The organism is Collinsella aerofaciens (genome assembly GCF_028209625.1).
Taxonomy (GTDB): Bacteria; Actinomycetota; Coriobacteriia; order Coriobacteriales; family Coriobacteriaceae; genus Collinsella; species Collinsella aerofaciens_AM.
Genome location: NZ_JAQLDU010000002.1, coordinates 85,541 through 101,564, shown reverse-complemented (window position 1 = coordinate 101,564; position 16,024 = coordinate 85,541). Strand labels below are relative to the sequence as shown.

The following is a 16,024-nucleotide window of genomic DNA, read 5'->3' as shown; positions in this document are numbered from 1 at the left end:
GGGAGTGACACGCATGGACAACAACACCTTGCTGTTTCAGGACAAGGGTTCGGGTAGGTTTAAAGACGTCAAAATTTACCCTAACCGTATCGAGGTGCTCAAGAAGGGCGCTTTCGGCGGCAAGCACACCGAGATTGTCTACCTTAAGGACATCACGGGGGTCAACAGGATCAAGGGCCGCGACGTTTTTCTGCGTAACAGGCTGTTGACTGCCTGTGTCTTTAGCCTCAGCAGTCACGCGAGGGCGCAGGAATTCGTCAACGTGCTCAATATGGTGATGTGACCGGGCGCTTTCGAACACAAAAAACCGGGATGCAAGGAGTCGCACCTTGCATCCCGGCTGAGCTAAAACGGCGCTGCTGCATGCCGTTGGAGCTTTAGCGCTTGATCTCGATATCGTCGAGCTTAACGTCCATGGCCTCGGTCTTGGCCTTGGCGATGTCGTCGGCAAACTCCAGGGACTTCATCATGGTCTCGACGGCGTCCTTGTGCTCTTCGACATTGTCGATGCGCACGTACACGCTGCCGCCGTCAACGTCGGTGAAGTACTCGGTCGTCACGCCGCCCGTGTGCGTGTAGGAAGCGTTGCGCCAAGTCTTGCCGTTGTACTTGACGGGGTCATTCTCGGTCCACTCAAAGTTGGCCTTCCATTTGGCCTCGTAGTCGAACAGCTCGTCAGCGTTCTTGTCAGAGTCGAAGACGGGGATGAAGCGGTCGCTGGCGTGCTCGCTCTCGGTGAACTTAAACTGGGCCCTGTCGGCCGTGTCGCCGGCAACGTTGGTGATCTCGACGCCCTCGGGGACCTCGACCTTAAACCAGATGAAGTCGGTCCTCATATCCACGGCTGGCTTTTCTGCTCCGCCGCCACCGCCACTGCCGGTAGCGCCGCCGCTTCCGCCACAACCCACCAGGGCAACTGCGGCAAAGAGACTGATGCAGAGGGTGAGAATCGCAAAGGCCTTCTTTTTCATGGTCGTGTCCTCCTCGATCTGTAACCGCCCATGGATTACTTGCCTTTACTGTACGCGCGAGCGGCTCGTTCGGGTGGGCCATGTGTCCCATTCTGGGGGCCGGATTTGCGCCGGCAAGTGGCAATATGTCCGGGCGCAAAAGAGGGGAGGGCCGGTGCTGTCGACCCTCCCCGGGTTGGGCGCCCGTTGTTTTAATGGGGCGCGTGCGGGTGCCCCGTTACTTGATCTCGATGCTCGAAATTTCGACTTCGCGTGCCTCGGAAACTGCCTCTTCCATGTCATCGGGGAACTCGATGGAGTTGAGGAGCGCCTCGGCTTCTTTCTCGTGCTGGTCGAAGTTCGAGATGAGGACGTAGACGCTTCCCGGCTCAACGTCGGTAAAAAGCATGGTTGAGATGCCGCTGTTGTCCTCGTATGTTCCGACGAGCCACGTCCTGCCGTTATACTCGACGGACCCGCCATCCTTCCACTGGAACGTGTCCCCCTTCTTTTCCGCCTGGTCGGCGTGGGATTCCTCGGCCGTCAGCGCTTTTTTCCAAACGGGGATAAAGCGATCGGCCGAGGCGTTCTCATCTTCGGGGAAGGTGAGCTGGACCCTGTCGGCATTCTTGCCGGCAGAGTCACTTACGCCGACGCCCTCGGGCATCTCGACCTTAAACCAGATGAAGTCGGTCTTCTTGGCGACGGGGGCCTTTTCCTTGCTCTCGCTCTTGGGGGCGCTGCCGCCGCCCGATGCGCTCCCGCCGCAGCCGACAAGGGCAAACGCGGCAAAGAGGGCGATGCAGAGGGAAAGGATTGATAGGGTCTTTTTCTTCATGATGGCGTCCTCCTTGTCTGCCGATGACATCACGGCGCCGCGGGTTGTTGGGGTACTGATTGCGCTGGCGGCGGATGTCTCTGTGTACTGTGCGGCGATACCTCCGTTCGTTGTTTGCGGCCGTCGCTCGGCCGCGCCCCAACGGGTTCCTTACCTATAGATATGCCCCAGCTTGTGCTGCCCGGGAGTCTCGAAAGGTGGGCCATGTGTCCCATGTTTGGGGCACGGGGCGCATGGGACGGCACGGCTCAGCATCGACTTTTCCATGTTGCGCAACAGCGTCTTGGGTGGGGGCGTATAGACTTGGCTGTGACAAAAGCTAAACCACGAAAGGTCGAACGATGTTCTGTCAAAAATGCGGACAGCAAGTTCCCGATGGATCGACGTTTTGTACGCACTGTGGGGCCTCGCTGGCGGGTGGTTCCGTGCCGACGCCTACGGCTGCCGCACCGACTTCTGCGCCCACGTCCGGCCCGGGCCTGACCCAGTCGATGCCGCCGGTCGCGCCCGCGCCTCAAAAGCCTAAGAGCAAAGCTCCGATTGTCATCGCGGTGGCGTGTGCCGCCGTGGTACTCCTTGGGGGCGGCACGGTGTTTGCGCTTACGGTGCTCAACGGGTCAAAGAGTTCCGGCACTCAGATTTCGGTGGTCGATACCGGGTCTTCGGACGAGAAAGATTCTTCTGCCAAGAAGAAGAGCGACAAGTCCAAGTCCAAGGAATCCTCGTCGTCCGATGACGAGGCCGTTCCCGAGGACGAGTCGGCATACTACGGTTCGGGCGATTCGGACGATTACCTAACCGACGTGCATACGTACACGAACGACATGCATCCTTATAGCATGTCGATTCCCAATCGTTTTGAGATGGAAGATACTCCCAGTGGCAGTGGCACAAGGTACGAGGATCCGGAGACGGGCTTTGTAATCAACCTGTCTGGCTACGTCAACGTTAACGACGAAACTGCACACGAGATGTTTGTCGATGAGGACACCTCGGGTAAGGCCGACCTCTATACCGCGGAGGGCGACAACTGGTACGTGGTTTCGTGGCGCGAGGGCGATACGATCATTTACGAAAAGACGATCGTCACGGATTCGACAATTGCCACGGCGCATTTGGAGTGCTCGACCGCGAACCGCGACATGGGGTCGAAGATTATCGACACGCTGTTGCCGACGTTTCAGGTGGACTAGGCATCCGTGCCTATAGCCGGCAATCGGAAACGCCGATAGCCAGAGCTCCTGACAGTCTTTGTCTTATGGGCTAGACTGGCTTGGACAAGATCGATGAATGGGACAACCGCTTCCTGGCGTCGTTGTCCCATTTTTTATTATGCGTGCGGCCCATGGTGGCCGGCGCGGTGGGCAGAGGTGTTTCGATGAGCCAAGAGATGATGGACAAAACCTGCCGAGGGTTTGCCGAGGCGTTGGCTGCACGCGAGCCCGTTCCCGGCGGCGGTAGCGCCAGTGCGTTTGTGGGAGCACTGGGCGCCTCGCTGTGCGGGATGGTTGCTCGCTATGGCGCGACGAACCCCGCGCTTGCCGATCGCGCGGACGATCTGACGCGCGCATTCGCCCAGGCAGACGAGTTGGCACAGGAACTTGTGGGTCTGGTCGCCGAGGACGTTCGTGCGTACGGCCAGGTGTCTGCGGCGTACGGTATTTCGCGCGAGGATCCGGCTCGACCGGCCGCGATTCAGGATGCGCTGCACGTGGCGGCCATGCCGCCGTACCGCATTATGGATGCGTGCGGTCGTGCGCTGGCGCTTCTCGAGGACATGGCGGACAAGGGCTCCCGACAGCTGCTGTCCGATGTGGCGTGCGGCGCCGTATTCTGCCGCGCCGCCATGCAGGGCGCAAGCCTGACACTCTTCGCCAACACCACGTCTATGAAGGATCGTGCCCGCGCCGAGGAGCTCGAGGCGGCGTGCGATGAGCTGCTGGATACGTGGCTTCCGCGCGCCGATGCTCTGGCGCGCCGTGCCGCAGATGCCGCCAGGAAGAGGGGATAGCCATGGCCGAGCTGCTCAAGGGGGCCCCTGTTGCCCGTGCTTTGACCGAGGAGCTCGTCGCTCGCTGCGCCGCCCTGCGCGAGCGCGGCGTTGTGCCGACGCTGGCCATCGTGCGCGTGGGCGAGCGCGAGGACGACCTGTCCTACGAGCGTGGTGCACTCAAGCGCTGCGAAAAGGTGGGCATCGAAGCTCGTCGCGTATTGCTGCCTGCCGATGTTTCGCAGGATGAGCTGCTGGCGGCTATTAAGGACATCAATGCCGACCCCACTGTTCACGGTTGTCTGATGTTTCGCCCGCTGCCTGCCGGTCTTGACGAGGATGCAGTTGCCGCGGCGCTCGATCCCGCCAAGGATGTTGACTCCATGACGCCGGCCTCGCTGCTTACCACGCTTTCGGGTCGTGGAGTGGGCTTTGCTCCTTGCACGGCTGAGGCCGTGTTGGCGTTGCTGGACCATTACGGCGTTGAGCTGGATGGTACCAAGGTTGCGGCGGTCGGTCGATCGCTGGTGATTGGCCGTCCCGTTGCCGCCATGCTTACGGCTCGCAATGCCACAGTGACGACGTGCCATACGCATACGCGCGACTTGGCTGCCGAGTGCCGTTCTGCCGACATTGTTGTTGCCGCGGTTGGGCGTGCGCGTACGATTGGCGCGGATGCGGTTCGCGAGGGCCAGACGATCATCGACGTGGGTATTAACTGGGACGAGGCCGCCGGCAAGCTGGTCGGCGACGTCGATTTTGATGCTGCGGAGCCGATTGTTGGCGCCATCACGCCCGTGCCGGGCGGCGTGGGCGCAGTGACGACGGCGATTCTCGCCAAACACGTGATCGAGGCGGCGGAGCGCGCATTGAACTAGGCATTTTTGGCTGATTAGGGGGTTAGATATATACTCCCGTGACACGCCGTGTGCAAAAAATGCCAAATATGAGTACTGTTGCCAAGCTAGTCACATATAATTTAGGTCATTTTGGCTCTCTAACGATATTTAGTATCGATAGGGAGCCTATTTTATTGGACCTTTGAGGAATTACATAGTCTAACTTTTGTACAAATGTAGACTTTCGACGCCCACGCCCGGCAAAATAGCTGCTACTAAATTGGTGACAGTACTCATATTTGGCATTTTTTGCACACAGGGGTTGCTGTGGCCGTGGTTTCGCCCTTTTTGCGCCGAAGCGATACACTGTTGCCGTTTGATTTCTTCGCTCAAGGAGGATGCGCATGCCGTGCACAACGATTTTGGTTGGTAAGAACGCGAGCTACGACGGGTCGACGCTTGTCGCCCGCAACGAGGACTCGTCCAACGGGGTGTTTGAGCCCAAGCGCATGCGCGTGGTGCATCCCGACGAGCAACCGCGTGTCTACACGAGTGTCCTGAGCCACCTGACCGTTGAGCTGCCCGACAACCCCATGCGTTACACGAGCGTCCCCGACGTTGTCCCGGGCCATGGCATTTGGGCCGAGGCCGGCTTCAACGAGCTCAATGTTGGCATGTCCGCAACCGAGACACTCACCACCAACGAGCGCGTCCGCGGCGCCGATCCGCTCGTGGACTATGTACCCGCCAAGGGCAACGAGGGCGAGGACGGCTATGTTCCGGCCCAGCCCGGCGGACTGGGCGAGGAGGATATGGTGACCCTGGTGCTGCCGTACGCCAAGTCCGCCCGCGACGGCGTGTGTATTTTGGGTGACCTGCTCGAGCGCTACGGCACCTACGAGAACAATGGCATCGCCTTTAGTGACGTTGACGAGATCTGGTGGCTCGAGACCATCGGCGGCCACCACTGGATCGCCAAGCGCGTGCCCGATGACGCCTATGTGACCATGCCCAACCAGCTGGGTATTGACAGCTTTGACCTGGACGACGCCGAGGGCGCTCAGGTCGACCACATGTGCTCTGCCGACCTGCGCTCCTGGATGGCAGAGTGGCATCTGGACCTAACGCTGGGCGTCGAGGGTGACGGTCCCGCCGCGGTCTTTAACCCGCGCGAGGCCTTTGGCTCGCACAGCGACAGCGATCACGTCTACAACACGCCGCGCGCCTGGTATATGCAGCGCTGCCTCAACCCCAGCGATGTGTGGGACGGTCCCGACGCCGACTACACGCCCGAGAGCGACGACATTCCCTGGAGCCGCGTGCCCGAGCGCAAGGTGACCATCGAGGACATCAAGTACGTGCTTTCGAGCCACTACCAGGGCACGGAGTACGACTGCTACGGCAGCAAGGGCACGCCCGCCACGCGCGGCGCCTATCGTCCCGTCGGCATCAACCGCAACAGCCAGCTTGCCGTGCTGCAGCTGCGCCCCTATGCGCAGCCGGCGTATCGCGCCGTGCAGTGGATGGCGTTTGGCTCCAACTCGTTTAACGCGCTCGTACCGCTGTACGCCAATGTCGAGACCATGCCCGAGTACTATGCCGGCACGCAGGCTCGCGTGACGTCCGAGAATTTCTATTGGGCCAACCGCCTGATCGGTGCCTTGGCCGATGTTCGCTTCCATGAGTGCGGTCGCGCGGTCGAGGATTATCAGGAGAAGGTCGGCGGCATGGGCCACAAGCAGATTCACGACGTCGATGCCGCCGTGGCCGCGCTGCCCGAAGCCGAGGCGCCCGCCGAGCTCGCCCGCGCCAACGAGGAGTTTGCCGAGCGCGTGCGGGTGGAGACCGATGCTCTGTTGGGCAAGGTGCTCTACACCACGAGCTGCGCCATGAAGAACTCCTTCGCGATGAACGACAACGTAAGGTAAAGGCAACCTTGCAGCGAACGAGCGGGGCAAACGCCGTCAAAGGCTTTGGCCCGCTCGATTTCTATCTTGGCGGTAAAACGATTTTGTGTCGTTCACTCAATCTTGGGTACAAGAAGTCCAATGCAGTTGTTCATGATTGGAGCCAACCATGGTTATGAAACTCGATCAGCTTGTTAACGGTGCCATCAACGTGGGCTTCGGCGCCGCTGCCGTTGCCGTCGAGGGCGGCAAGAAGGTTCTCGACGACCTCGGTACCAAGGGCGAGCAGGTCCGCAAGGATGCCGGCACCCCCGATATCGCTCGCAGCGTGTCCGATATGTTCGAGCAGGCGGGCGGCACCATCTCCGACCTGACCGAGCGCCTGGGCATGCAGGGCGAGACTGCGGCACAGCGCGTGCTCGACGAGCTCATCCTGGCTCGCGTCCGCGTTATGACCGCCCCCGAGCGCACGGCCTTCCTGGCCCATGTGCGCGACATCGTCGATTCGGTCGAGGACAACGTGACCTCGGTGCCCGTCGAGTCCGTTGAACCCGACGACGCAGAGGACGCCGAAGAGGCCGAGTAGCAGCGCAGATGGCAGATTCCACCACCGATTACAACAATCAAGATCCCTTGGGTGACGAGGCGGCGGTTGTCGACGAGGTCGATGCCGCCGTCTCGGGCGCTCGCAAGAAGCCGCGCGCTGTCGATATGGTCCCCGAGGAGCCCGACGCGATGGCGCCGGATGAGGAATACCAGCTCACGCCGGCAGGTCGTCGTGAGCGCATTGGGCAGATCGTTCGCCTGATCAAAAAGTATCGCGTGTGGGACAACCTCACGCCGGTGCGCCTGCGTCGTCTGCTTGAAGAGCTCGGCCCTATGTTCGTCAAGATGGGGCAGATTCTGGCTAACCGCTCCGAGATTTTGCCGCAGCGGTTTTGCGACGAGCTGCGTCGTCTGCGCTCCGATGTAGAGCCGGTGCCGTATGAGGTAGTGCTCCGGTGTCTGGAAGAGGAGTACGGCCAGCGCCTGGGGCAGATGTTCGACGCGATCGATCCCAACCCGCTCGGAAGCGCTTCTCTTGCACAGGTGCACCGCGCCCGCCTGGTGACCGGCGAGGACGTGGCCGTTAAGGTGCAGCGCCCCGGTGCGCAGCAGGTGATGGCTCAGGACATCGACATCATTCGCTCGGTGGTGCGCATCGTCTCAAAGTTTGTCAATACCGATCAGTTTGTGGACTTGCATGGCGTGGTCGAGGAGCTGTGGACCTCGTTTCGCGAGGAGACCAACTTTTTGGCCGAGGCCAAAAACCTCAACGATTTCTATGAGTTCCATAAGAGCGTGCGCGGCGTGTCGTGTCCCAAATCTTACCTGGACCTTTGCACCGAGCATGTCGTGGTCATGGACTACATTGACGGCATCTCGATTGCCGATCCCGAGCGCCTGGTGGCCGAGGGCTATGACCTGGAAAAGATCGGCTCGGCGATTGTCGAGGACTATTCGACGCAGGTGCTCGACGACGGCTTTTTCCATGCCGACCCGCATGCGGGAAACATCATTCTTAAGGACGGCATCGTCTACTTTATTGACCTGGGCATGGTTGGGCGCATGTCGAGCCACGACCGCGGTATCGTTAAGGACATGATTTTCGCCGTGGCCGAGGGTGACGTCCCCAAGCTCAAGGATTCGCTTATGCGCTTTGCCGTGACGCGCGGCGACTCGGCCGAGCTCGACCATTCGGCCTTTCTGTCCGATTTGGACTTTATCGTTGCCGACTTTGCGGGCCTCGACCTTAAGGACCTGGATATCGGCGAGTTTTTGACCTCGCTGCTAAACCTGGCGCGCAAAAACGACGTTGAGCTGCCGAGTGTGGTGACGATGTTTGCCCGCGGCATGGTGACACTCGAGGGTCTGCTGACCGAGTACATGCCCAACGTCAACATGATCCAGATTATCCAGACGCACATCAAAAACGAGAAGAGCACCTATGCGCGCATGCGCGATATGGGGCGCGATCTTGCCGCGAGCAGCTATCGCGCGGCAAAAGGCTCGCTCGAGGCGGCCGAGTATCTGGGCTTGGCGTCGCGCATGCTCACGCGTGGCCAGCTTAAGGTGAACACGCAGATTATGAGCAGCGATAAGGCGCTGCGACAGCTGGGCGGAATTATCGATCGCATGTCGATGGCAATTGTAATCGCCGGCCTGTTTATCGGCTCGTCGGTGGTGTACTACGCGCGCATCGAGCCGGTCGTGTTTGGTATCCCGGTCATTGGCTTTATGGGCTACGTGAGCGCGCTGGTGCTGGCGCTGATGCTGGGCCGCGAGATCTGGCGCAACAGTCACGGCGGCAAGCATTAACGATTTCCCGGGGTCGGGGAAACGGGTTATTTTGCCTTGCGTCGCGCCGGCGTGGGCTGGTCCGAACAAAACTATGCCGGTTTACGGGGCTGGAGTGCCGAACCTCGACCATGCCGAAATTCGCGCTTTTAAAACCGCAGGTAGATGAGTCGTTGGTTTTCGAAAATGGCAGATATGGTTGCGAGGTGCTGAATCATCCCCGTAATCCGGCATAGTTTTGAAACGGGCTATTCTTGCAAGGTCCGCCGACAGCCCTTCCTATCGCAAACCATAGCTTTTACCTTGGGCTTCGCCTGCGTGCGGGGCCCTTTTGCGTGCTACCATACTGACAGTAATAATCGATGGCCTAGATGGTGGTGCGGAGACGCACGAATGCGCGGTTTTCCTGCGCGTTTGGGAGAATCGGGGTGCAAGTCCTCGGCTGTACCAGTAACCGTAATTCCTCTTGGCCCGGGATGTTCGCGTCGCAGATCGGACGGCGCGCCCGGGTCGGTAAGGTTAAGTCGGATCGCCTCCCATCTTGTGCGCGACCGCGGCGCATGCCGCCGGTACGCGTTGGGCTCTGGAGGGAAGGGGGACCCCGATGGGGGAACTCGAGCGCAACATGCGCGATGACGTGGGGCAGCCGCTGGGCAATGTCCCAAGTTCAGACAATAGGAGACAAATGGATATGTTTGAGGATGAGTGCCAACGCGCCTCGTGGCGTCGTCATGGAGCGATTGCCCGCGGCGTAGCCAAGCGCGGTCTGGTGGCGTTCCTGGCTTTTGCCATGGCTTTTGGCACCACGCCGGCGCAACTTTGGGCCGAGGGCGCCGAGGGCATTGCCGAGGCCGTGGCGCAGGCTGCGACGGGCGGCGAGGGCGCGGCGGCCGACGATGGCACCGCTGCCGACACCGGCGCGAACAGTGCGGCGGCGAGCGCCGCTGCCGATGACGCCGGCGCAGATCAGGGCGCAACTGCGAGTGCCGCGAATGGTGCCGACACCGCCGCAGGCAACGCGACTGAGTCCGAGAACTCTGCTGCGACGCCTGCTGCTTCGGAGCAGAAGAACGCCGTTGCCGCCGCGTCTGCCACAACGCTTTCGAGCGAGGCCAAGGTCTTCATCCAGGATACCAAGGATAAGGACAGCTCCTATTCCACGAAGTCGGGCGCGCTCAAGGCCGGTGAGACGCTTTGGGCAAATATGTACGATGAGGTCGAGGACGACTGGTACGGCACTTCGACTGAGTCCGTTGCCAATCCCGGCACTTGGACTTACACCTGGCTCGCCGGTACGACTAGGGCCAGCAGCAATGTCGCCGACTACACCGAGGTCGTAGGCCACGAGCAGTCGCTCGCCGTCACCGCCGCGATGGAAGGCAAATACTTCATCTGCAAGGTAACGGTTGATGGCAAGGACTACTATGGTCCGTCCGTTTCTTCCGGCTCGGGCATCAATGCCAACTACATTCCTGGCCCCGTGCTGGGCGCCGGTCAGATGGAGCTTAACAGCGTCAAGCTGAATAGCGACACGCCGAGCATAGGTGATACCCTGACGGCGACTCCGTACATAAGCTATTATCAGCAAGCCCCCGCCGACGCCAAGGTTACCTACACGTGGTCCGCATCCACCTCGCAGTACTCGGGCTTTACCAAGATCGAGGGCGAGACGGGTGCTTCGCTCGTGGTGGGCGACGACCTTGAGGGCAAGTACATCAGGGTCGAGGCCAACGCTGGCGTCAACACGGTGAACAAGACCACTTCCAGCAAGGTCAAACAGGCCGGTGCGGTCGAGATTTCGGCCGTGTCCATCATCAATACCAAGGACGATACGAGCGTCTTTGCGGTGGGGGATACCGCTAAGGCCCGCGCTAAGGAGAAAGGCGGCGCGTACGGCGCGTTCGTCGACGCGAGCAAGCTCAACTATCAGTGGCAGAGCTCTGACACCAAGAGTGGCACGTATACCGACATTGCGGGTGCCACGGGTGAGACCCTCGAGCTTACCGACGCTTTAGGTGGCAAGTACCTCAAGTGCAAGGTGTCCTCGAAGATCGGCTCTTCGAGCATGGCCAACAACACGGGCGCTCTCGTTGCGGCTACCGGTTCAATTAATGTTACGAGCGTGACTATGAGCCCGACTTCGGGCAAAGTCGAGGTTGGTTCTACGATTACGGCGACCGCCAAGGCGGGTTCCACCGACGTTACCGCCGATTCGCATGTCACGTGGCAGTGGTATAAGGGCACCTCGAACACCGCAAGCAAGTGCGACACGCCTATCAAGGGTGAGACCGGTAACACCCTGACGGTGACCGCCGCCCTTAAGGGCTACTGCGTCGTGGCCAAGGCCAACGGCGGCTATGGCGAGCAGAAGCCGTACTATGCGGTGGGTCCCGTTTCCGTCGCTGGCCAAGTTGAGCTTTACGACGTGCAGTTCGAGGGTTCTCCCGCTACCAATGGCGTGCGCGTAGGCGATACGCTCAAGACTAAGGTGCGCAAAAAGGACGGCTCCAACTATCACTATATCGACCGCACCGATAACGTGACCTACCAGTGGCAGTATGCAAACAGCAGCTCGAGCTACGACTCCGCCTATACCGATATCCCCGGTGCTACCGAGACCGCCTATACCGTTGACGCCGCCTATGCCGGCAAGTACCTGCGCGTGAAGGTGACGAGCGAAAAAACTGTCTCCAGCACGCAGAAGAAGAGCTCCTACGGCGGCACGCAGTCCGTTGCCCCGCTCGGCCCCGTGACGCTTAAGGGCCAGTACAAGCTGGCGGGCATTGAGCTTGCCGATAAGAACGTTACGCTCAGCGTGGGCTCAAAGATCACACCGAGCGTGCAGGTTCCGGGTAGCTGGTCGGGCTCGACCAAGGACGTGCCCGACGATGCCGAGCTCACCATGGCGTGGTATGCCAAGGGCGAGGGCGATGCCGAATGGACCGAGCTCTCCGACGGCATCGATACGACCGATGGCAGCCTGACCATTTCGGACGCGCTTGTTGGCAAGCGCATCAAAGTTACGGCGAGCGCTCTCGACAACACGGTTGAATGGGTTTCGTCCGATAGCGTTACCGCGGCGGGGGAGTATAACCTGTTGCGCGTGACCACTACGCCGCAGATCAATAGCGAATCGACCCATCTCGTCTCGGGCGATAGCGTTAAGGCGACGGCGCAGGCCAAGCGCGCCGACGGTTCGGCCACCAATGGCATCGATGTCACCGACCAGGCGACTGTTGCCTGGTATGCGGCAGACGATGCGAAGGCTCCGGCGGCTGACTGGACGCTGCTGCCCGATATGTCGGGCGCCGAGGCGACGGTTTCGGCTTCAGCCACGGGCAAGTATCTGAAGGCTGTCGCCACGAGCGGAGGCTCGACGGTCGAGCTCGTCTCCACCAACAAGGTTATCGCCGCGGGCTCGCTTGAGGCTGCAGTCCAAAAGCTCAACGATGCCAATAAGCAGATCGCTGTTGATTACAGCGCCAAGGGCGGCAACGTCAATGATGCGCTGAAGGCGCAGCTTGCCGATTTGGGCTTCACCGATATTGACGTCAAGGTCTCCGAGGACGGCGTTGCCTTTAAGGCAGAGGACGCCAAGGCCACGGTCGGCATCTCCGACGCCCAGGATAAGACCAACGGCGATGTGACGTTCTTCTTCATTGACCCCAACGACTACACCGGTTACAACATCGACGGTCTGCGTAGCGCCGATGTGGCGTTTGAACTGTCACGTGATGGCAAGACCGAGTATTACCTGCCCAACAAGTCGGTGCAGGTTGCTTGGGACGAGGCTAAACTGCAAGACCTTCTTGACAGTGCTGCCGAATCCCTGCAGATTGGCTACGCGGCGGGCGAGTCCGCCGATGGCGTGACCCAAAATGTCACGCTTCCGTACAAGGCGGGTTCCGCAAAGAAATTCTCTGTTGAATGGACAAGCTCCGACACCGAGCGCCTGTTTGTTTCTGGGTATAGCTGGGAAGATAAGACGGGTAAGGTTTCGCGCGCATCGAGCGATCGCGACGTGACGCTGACCGCCAAGGTTACGGTTACGAGCGGCGACATCAAGCTTGCCGGCTCGCACGACTTCACCGTGACCGTCAAGGGCGATCCCGAGAAGGTCGCTGCCGACAAGAAGGCGCTGCAGGAGAAGGTCGATGCGGCCTTTACCTACGGCAACATCAAGTACTCCGGCACCGACGCGCCCGCCAACAAGGACGGCTTGACCGCCGACCTGCAGATGCCGCGCACGAGCACGCTCAAAATCGACGGCAAGTATTACGAGGTCAAGTACTCCGCCAGCACCGATGACATCACGTTCAACGGTTACAAGGGCACGGTCTATCAGCCGCTGCCTGGCACCGAGGCAGCGAAGACCAAGATCACCCTCACGGTGACCGATAAGTCTAACGCCGAGGTCACGGCTAGTAAGACCCTCGATTTTGCGATTGCCCCGCAGGACCAGAACGAGCTCGATGCCGAGCTGTTCCACCTGAGCCTTGCAAAGTCAACATTCTCTCAGGGTATTCTTGACGGGCAGGATGCGTCCAATGTAACGGGGAACTTGCATGCGCCGTTGAAGGTGTACGGTCAGGGATATGCAGTTAACTGGTGCTATTCCTCCGAAGAGGCTGCAGGCCACTACGGCTTCGTGTTCAGTGAGCTCCCCGGCGGCACGGAGAACACCTATCGTTTGCTCAAGTCGAGCAAACCGAGGGTTATCGCGCATGAGAACCTTATCTTCACTCAGCCCGAATACAACACGAAAGTCACAATTAGCGGCCGTCTGAAGAGTGAGCGTTTTGCCCGTTATGCCGAGCGCTATCCCGACAATTCGGACTACGCGGTGCTTGCCGGCTTGGATGTTTCTGCGACGGTAAACGTCAAGGGAACGACGGGGCTCGACAACCCGAACGAGGGCAAGACCATTACGGTGACGGCCAAGGTCACGGGCGTTTCCGCAAGTGATGCTGACGGCAATTATACCGAGCAATCGGTGGCGCCCTTGACCGAGCTCACGCTTCCTGCCGACGAAGACACGACGGCCGAGTCGGTGCTCGAGCAGCTTATGACGGCTGCCGGTTGCACGAACCTCGAAGCAAATGCATGGGGTCTTACGAGTGCGACGATGCCCGATGGCCGCGTGCTGAGCACAACGAGCGCCGCGCCGTACAGCTACTGGTCGTTCTTTGTAAACAATGGGTATGCGAGCGTCGGTGCTCCGAGCTACTACCTCAAGAACGGCGATTGCGTCGAGTTCCGTTATGTTAAGGGTGACGGCACGCAGAAGCCCTCGACGGCTCCTGCTACCAATCCCGGAACGGAGCATCCCGATGTCGATGCGGCATGGAATGGTTTTGCGAACGGCGGCTCGGGATCCTCGACGGACGCCCTTACGCCTACAACAAAGACCGATACGCCTTCTTGGGCACTTAATCTTCTGACCGAAGAGCAGCAGAAGGCAGGTGCAAGCGCCTCTGCGTCTGACCCCATTGTCGCGAACGGAAAGGTATACCTTGTCACGGGCGCTTCGGTATGGGGTGGAAAGACGTGGAATGCTGTCCTGAATGAGATTGATCCCGAGACGGGTTCCGTTCTGCGATCTCTTGAGCTTGGCTCTTCCATGGATACCACCTGCCGTCCTGTTATTGCGCAAGGCATTATTTTGATTCCGCTTTCCGGCGGCTATCTGCAGGCTGTTTCGGCGAAAACGTTTGAGACGCTTTGGTATTCCGATGCATTTACGAAGCAGAACCTGTCTTCGTTGACCGTTGACGGCGACTACGTCTATATCAACACCCTTGATTATTGGTCTGGCAATGGCAATGACGTGCAAAACGGTACGGTCAGGCGCATCAATATTCACACGGGCGCCATCGCCGGTAGCGCCTCCGTCGCTGACGGAGGTTACTACTGGTCTGGCGGCCTGATGGTAAATGGCTACTATGTCGTTGGCGGCGACTATGGCCAGGTGCGCGTGTATTCTGCCGATCTGTCAAAGCTTGTTGGTTCGATTAAGCTGTCTGGTGGCAACATCCGTTCGGCGCTTACCGTTCATGACGGTTATATATATGCTGTTACGCGCGACGATGGTACGTTGCACAAGCTGACCATTGGTTCCGATGGTTCCATTACTGAGGCCGCGAAAGTTCAGTTTGCCGCTTATTCGACTTCGACGCCCGTTTTCAGTGGTAAGTATGCTTTTATTGGCGGGACAACCGTGAACAATTGGAAGGCTAAGGCCAAGGCTAAGGCTAAGGCTAAGGGCCTGCTTTCGATCATTGACCTCTCCGATATGAGTGTGAAGCAGATTACGAAGGCCGATGGCGAAGAGCTTGGCTTTGAGTCCAAGGGCACGCCGCTCGTCTCAACGCATGATGGCGAGACGTACGTATATTTCACCTTGAACGGCGCCAAGGGCAATTGGCCTAACTACACTACCGGCGGTGGCGTGTACATGTACAAGCTGGGCGATGCCGAGGCAACCGAGGTGTTCGTTCCCGGTTCTGGATATGCCAACTATTGCATGGCCTCGGTTGTCTGCGATCAGTTCGGCAATCTGTATTACACCAACGATTCGGGCCATCTCTTCTGTGTGAAATCTCAGGCACATCGCGTCAAGTTTGATGCTCAGGGCGGCTCGTCGGTCAATGGTCAGACCCCCGCTTCGGGCTCGACTGTCAGCAAGCCGACCGATCCGACGCGCGAGGGCTATACCTTCGCTGGTTGGTACACCGATGAAGCTTGTACAAAGGCGTATGACTTTAGCGTTGCGGTGACGGCTGATATGACGCTGTATGCCAAGTGGATCAAGAAGGCCGCTGACAACAACGGCGGTTCTGGCGGCAATGGCGGCTCCGGTTCTGGCAACGGTACGAACGGGCAGCAGTCCGGCGGTGCTGTCTCGCCGGGTCAGAAGCCGGTCTCCACGACCACCACGACCGAGACCAAGGACGATAAGGATTCCAAGAAGGATTCCGATAAGTCCGGCAAGAAGGATGGCAAGTCCGATACGGGCTCGTCTGCTACGACCGCTGCTAAGAAGTCCGCTGCTGCTCCGGCACAGGAGTCTGGCTTCAACCCGCTCGCCATTGTTGGCGTGGCGGCCGGCGTGATCGGTCTCGCAGTCATCGGTGTGTTCGTGTTTACCAAGCGTCGGTAGGTGA

At 59.7% G+C, this 16,024-nt stretch carries 10 protein-coding genes; 8 read left to right on the top strand and 2 right to left on the bottom strand.

The features are described 5' to 3' along the window. The first annotated feature begins 13 nt into the window (after positions 1–13). Positions 14–283, top strand: a complete 270-nt coding sequence (locus PMW70_RS01750; RefSeq protein WP_118267089.1) for a hypothetical protein — start codon at positions 14–16, stop codon at positions 281–283. A gap of 94 nt (positions 284–377) precedes the next feature. Here PMW70_RS01750 and PMW70_RS01745 read toward each other — a convergent pair whose 3' ends face one another. Further along, on the bottom strand, positions 378–971 hold the full coding sequence (locus tag PMW70_RS01745) for a hypothetical protein (protein WP_271743705.1): 594 nt from the start codon (positions 969–971) through the stop codon (positions 378–380). 217 nt (positions 972–1,188) lie between these two features. Beyond that, positions 1,189–1,788, bottom strand: a complete 600-nt coding sequence (locus PMW70_RS01740) for a hypothetical protein (RefSeq protein ID WP_271743704.1) — start codon at positions 1,786–1,788, stop codon at positions 1,189–1,191. A 341-nt stretch (positions 1,789–2,129) separates the two neighbouring features. On the opposite strand from PMW70_RS01740, the gene PMW70_RS01735 reads away from it, so the two are divergent. The 7 genes from PMW70_RS01735 to PMW70_RS01705 all read left to right on the top strand — a co-directional run bounded on the left by PMW70_RS01735 (position 2,130) and on the right by PMW70_RS01705 (position 16,020). Next, positions 2,130–2,981 carry a zinc ribbon domain-containing protein gene (locus PMW70_RS01735; RefSeq protein WP_271743703.1) on the top strand — a complete coding sequence of 284 codons (852 nt, stop codon included), beginning with the start codon at positions 2,130–2,132 and terminating at the stop codon, positions 2,979–2,981. 185 nt (positions 2,982–3,166) lie between these two features. Then, positions 3,167–3,799 (top strand): cyclodeaminase/cyclohydrolase family protein, encoded by a 633-nt coding sequence (locus PMW70_RS01730; protein ID WP_158555253.1) that lies wholly within the window; start codon positions 3,167–3,169, stop codon positions 3,797–3,799. A gap of 2 nt (positions 3,800–3,801) precedes the next feature. Continuing rightward, positions 3,802–4,656, top strand: a complete 855-nt coding sequence (locus tag PMW70_RS01725) for a bifunctional 5,10-methylenetetrahydrofolate dehydrogenase/5,10-methenyltetrahydrofolate cyclohydrolase (protein ID WP_271743702.1) — start codon at positions 3,802–3,804, stop codon at positions 4,654–4,656. Positions 4,657–5,021: 365 nt separating this feature from the next. Continuing rightward, positions 5,022–6,545, top strand: a complete 1,524-nt coding sequence (locus PMW70_RS01720) for a C69 family dipeptidase (protein ID WP_271743701.1) — start codon at positions 5,022–5,024, stop codon at positions 6,543–6,545. 148 nt (positions 6,546–6,693) lie between these two features. Further along, positions 6,694–7,110, top strand: a complete 417-nt coding sequence (locus tag PMW70_RS01715) for a hypothetical protein (protein WP_117637319.1) — start codon at positions 6,694–6,696, stop codon at positions 7,108–7,110. An 8-nt stretch (positions 7,111–7,118) separates the two neighbouring features. After that, positions 7,119–8,882, top strand: coding sequence for an ABC1 kinase family protein (locus PMW70_RS01710; RefSeq protein WP_271743700.1), 1,764 nt, complete (start codon positions 7,119–7,121; stop codon positions 8,880–8,882). A 583-nt stretch (positions 8,883–9,465) separates the two neighbouring features. Beyond that, positions 9,466–16,020: an InlB B-repeat-containing protein gene (locus PMW70_RS01705; protein WP_271743699.1), complete on the top strand. Its 6,555-nt coding sequence runs from the start codon at positions 9,466–9,468 to the stop codon at positions 16,018–16,020. The last annotated feature ends 4 nt before the right edge of the window (positions 16,021–16,024 follow it).

Bases quoted from the DNA above. Each gene is read 5' to 3' on its own strand.
- PMW70_RS01750 (WP_118267089.1), top strand. From the start codon at position 14: ATGGACAACAACACCTTGCTGTTTCAGGACAAGGGTTCGGGTAGGTTT.
- PMW70_RS01745 (WP_271743705.1), bottom strand. From the start codon at position 971: ATGAAAAAGAAGGCCTTTGCGATTCTCACCCTCTGCATCAGTCTCTTT.
- PMW70_RS01740 (WP_271743704.1), bottom strand. From the start codon at position 1,788: ATGAAGAAAAAGACCCTATCAATCCTTTCCCTCTGCATCGCCCTCTTT.
- PMW70_RS01735 (WP_271743703.1), top strand. From the start codon at position 2,130: ATGTTCTGTCAAAAATGCGGACAGCAAGTTCCCGATGGATCGACGTTT.
- PMW70_RS01730 (WP_158555253.1), top strand. From the start codon at position 3,167: ATGAGCCAAGAGATGATGGACAAAACCTGCCGAGGGTTTGCCGAGGCG.
- PMW70_RS01725 (WP_271743702.1), top strand. From the start codon at position 3,802: ATGGCCGAGCTGCTCAAGGGGGCCCCTGTTGCCCGTGCTTTGACCGAG.
- PMW70_RS01720 (WP_271743701.1), top strand. From the start codon at position 5,022: ATGCCGTGCACAACGATTTTGGTTGGTAAGAACGCGAGCTACGACGGG.
- PMW70_RS01715 (WP_117637319.1), top strand. From the start codon at position 6,694: ATGGTTATGAAACTCGATCAGCTTGTTAACGGTGCCATCAACGTGGGC.
- PMW70_RS01710 (WP_271743700.1), top strand. From the start codon at position 7,119: ATGGCAGATTCCACCACCGATTACAACAATCAAGATCCCTTGGGTGAC.
- PMW70_RS01705 (WP_271743699.1), top strand. From the start codon at position 9,466: ATGGGGGAACTCGAGCGCAACATGCGCGATGACGTGGGGCAGCCGCTG.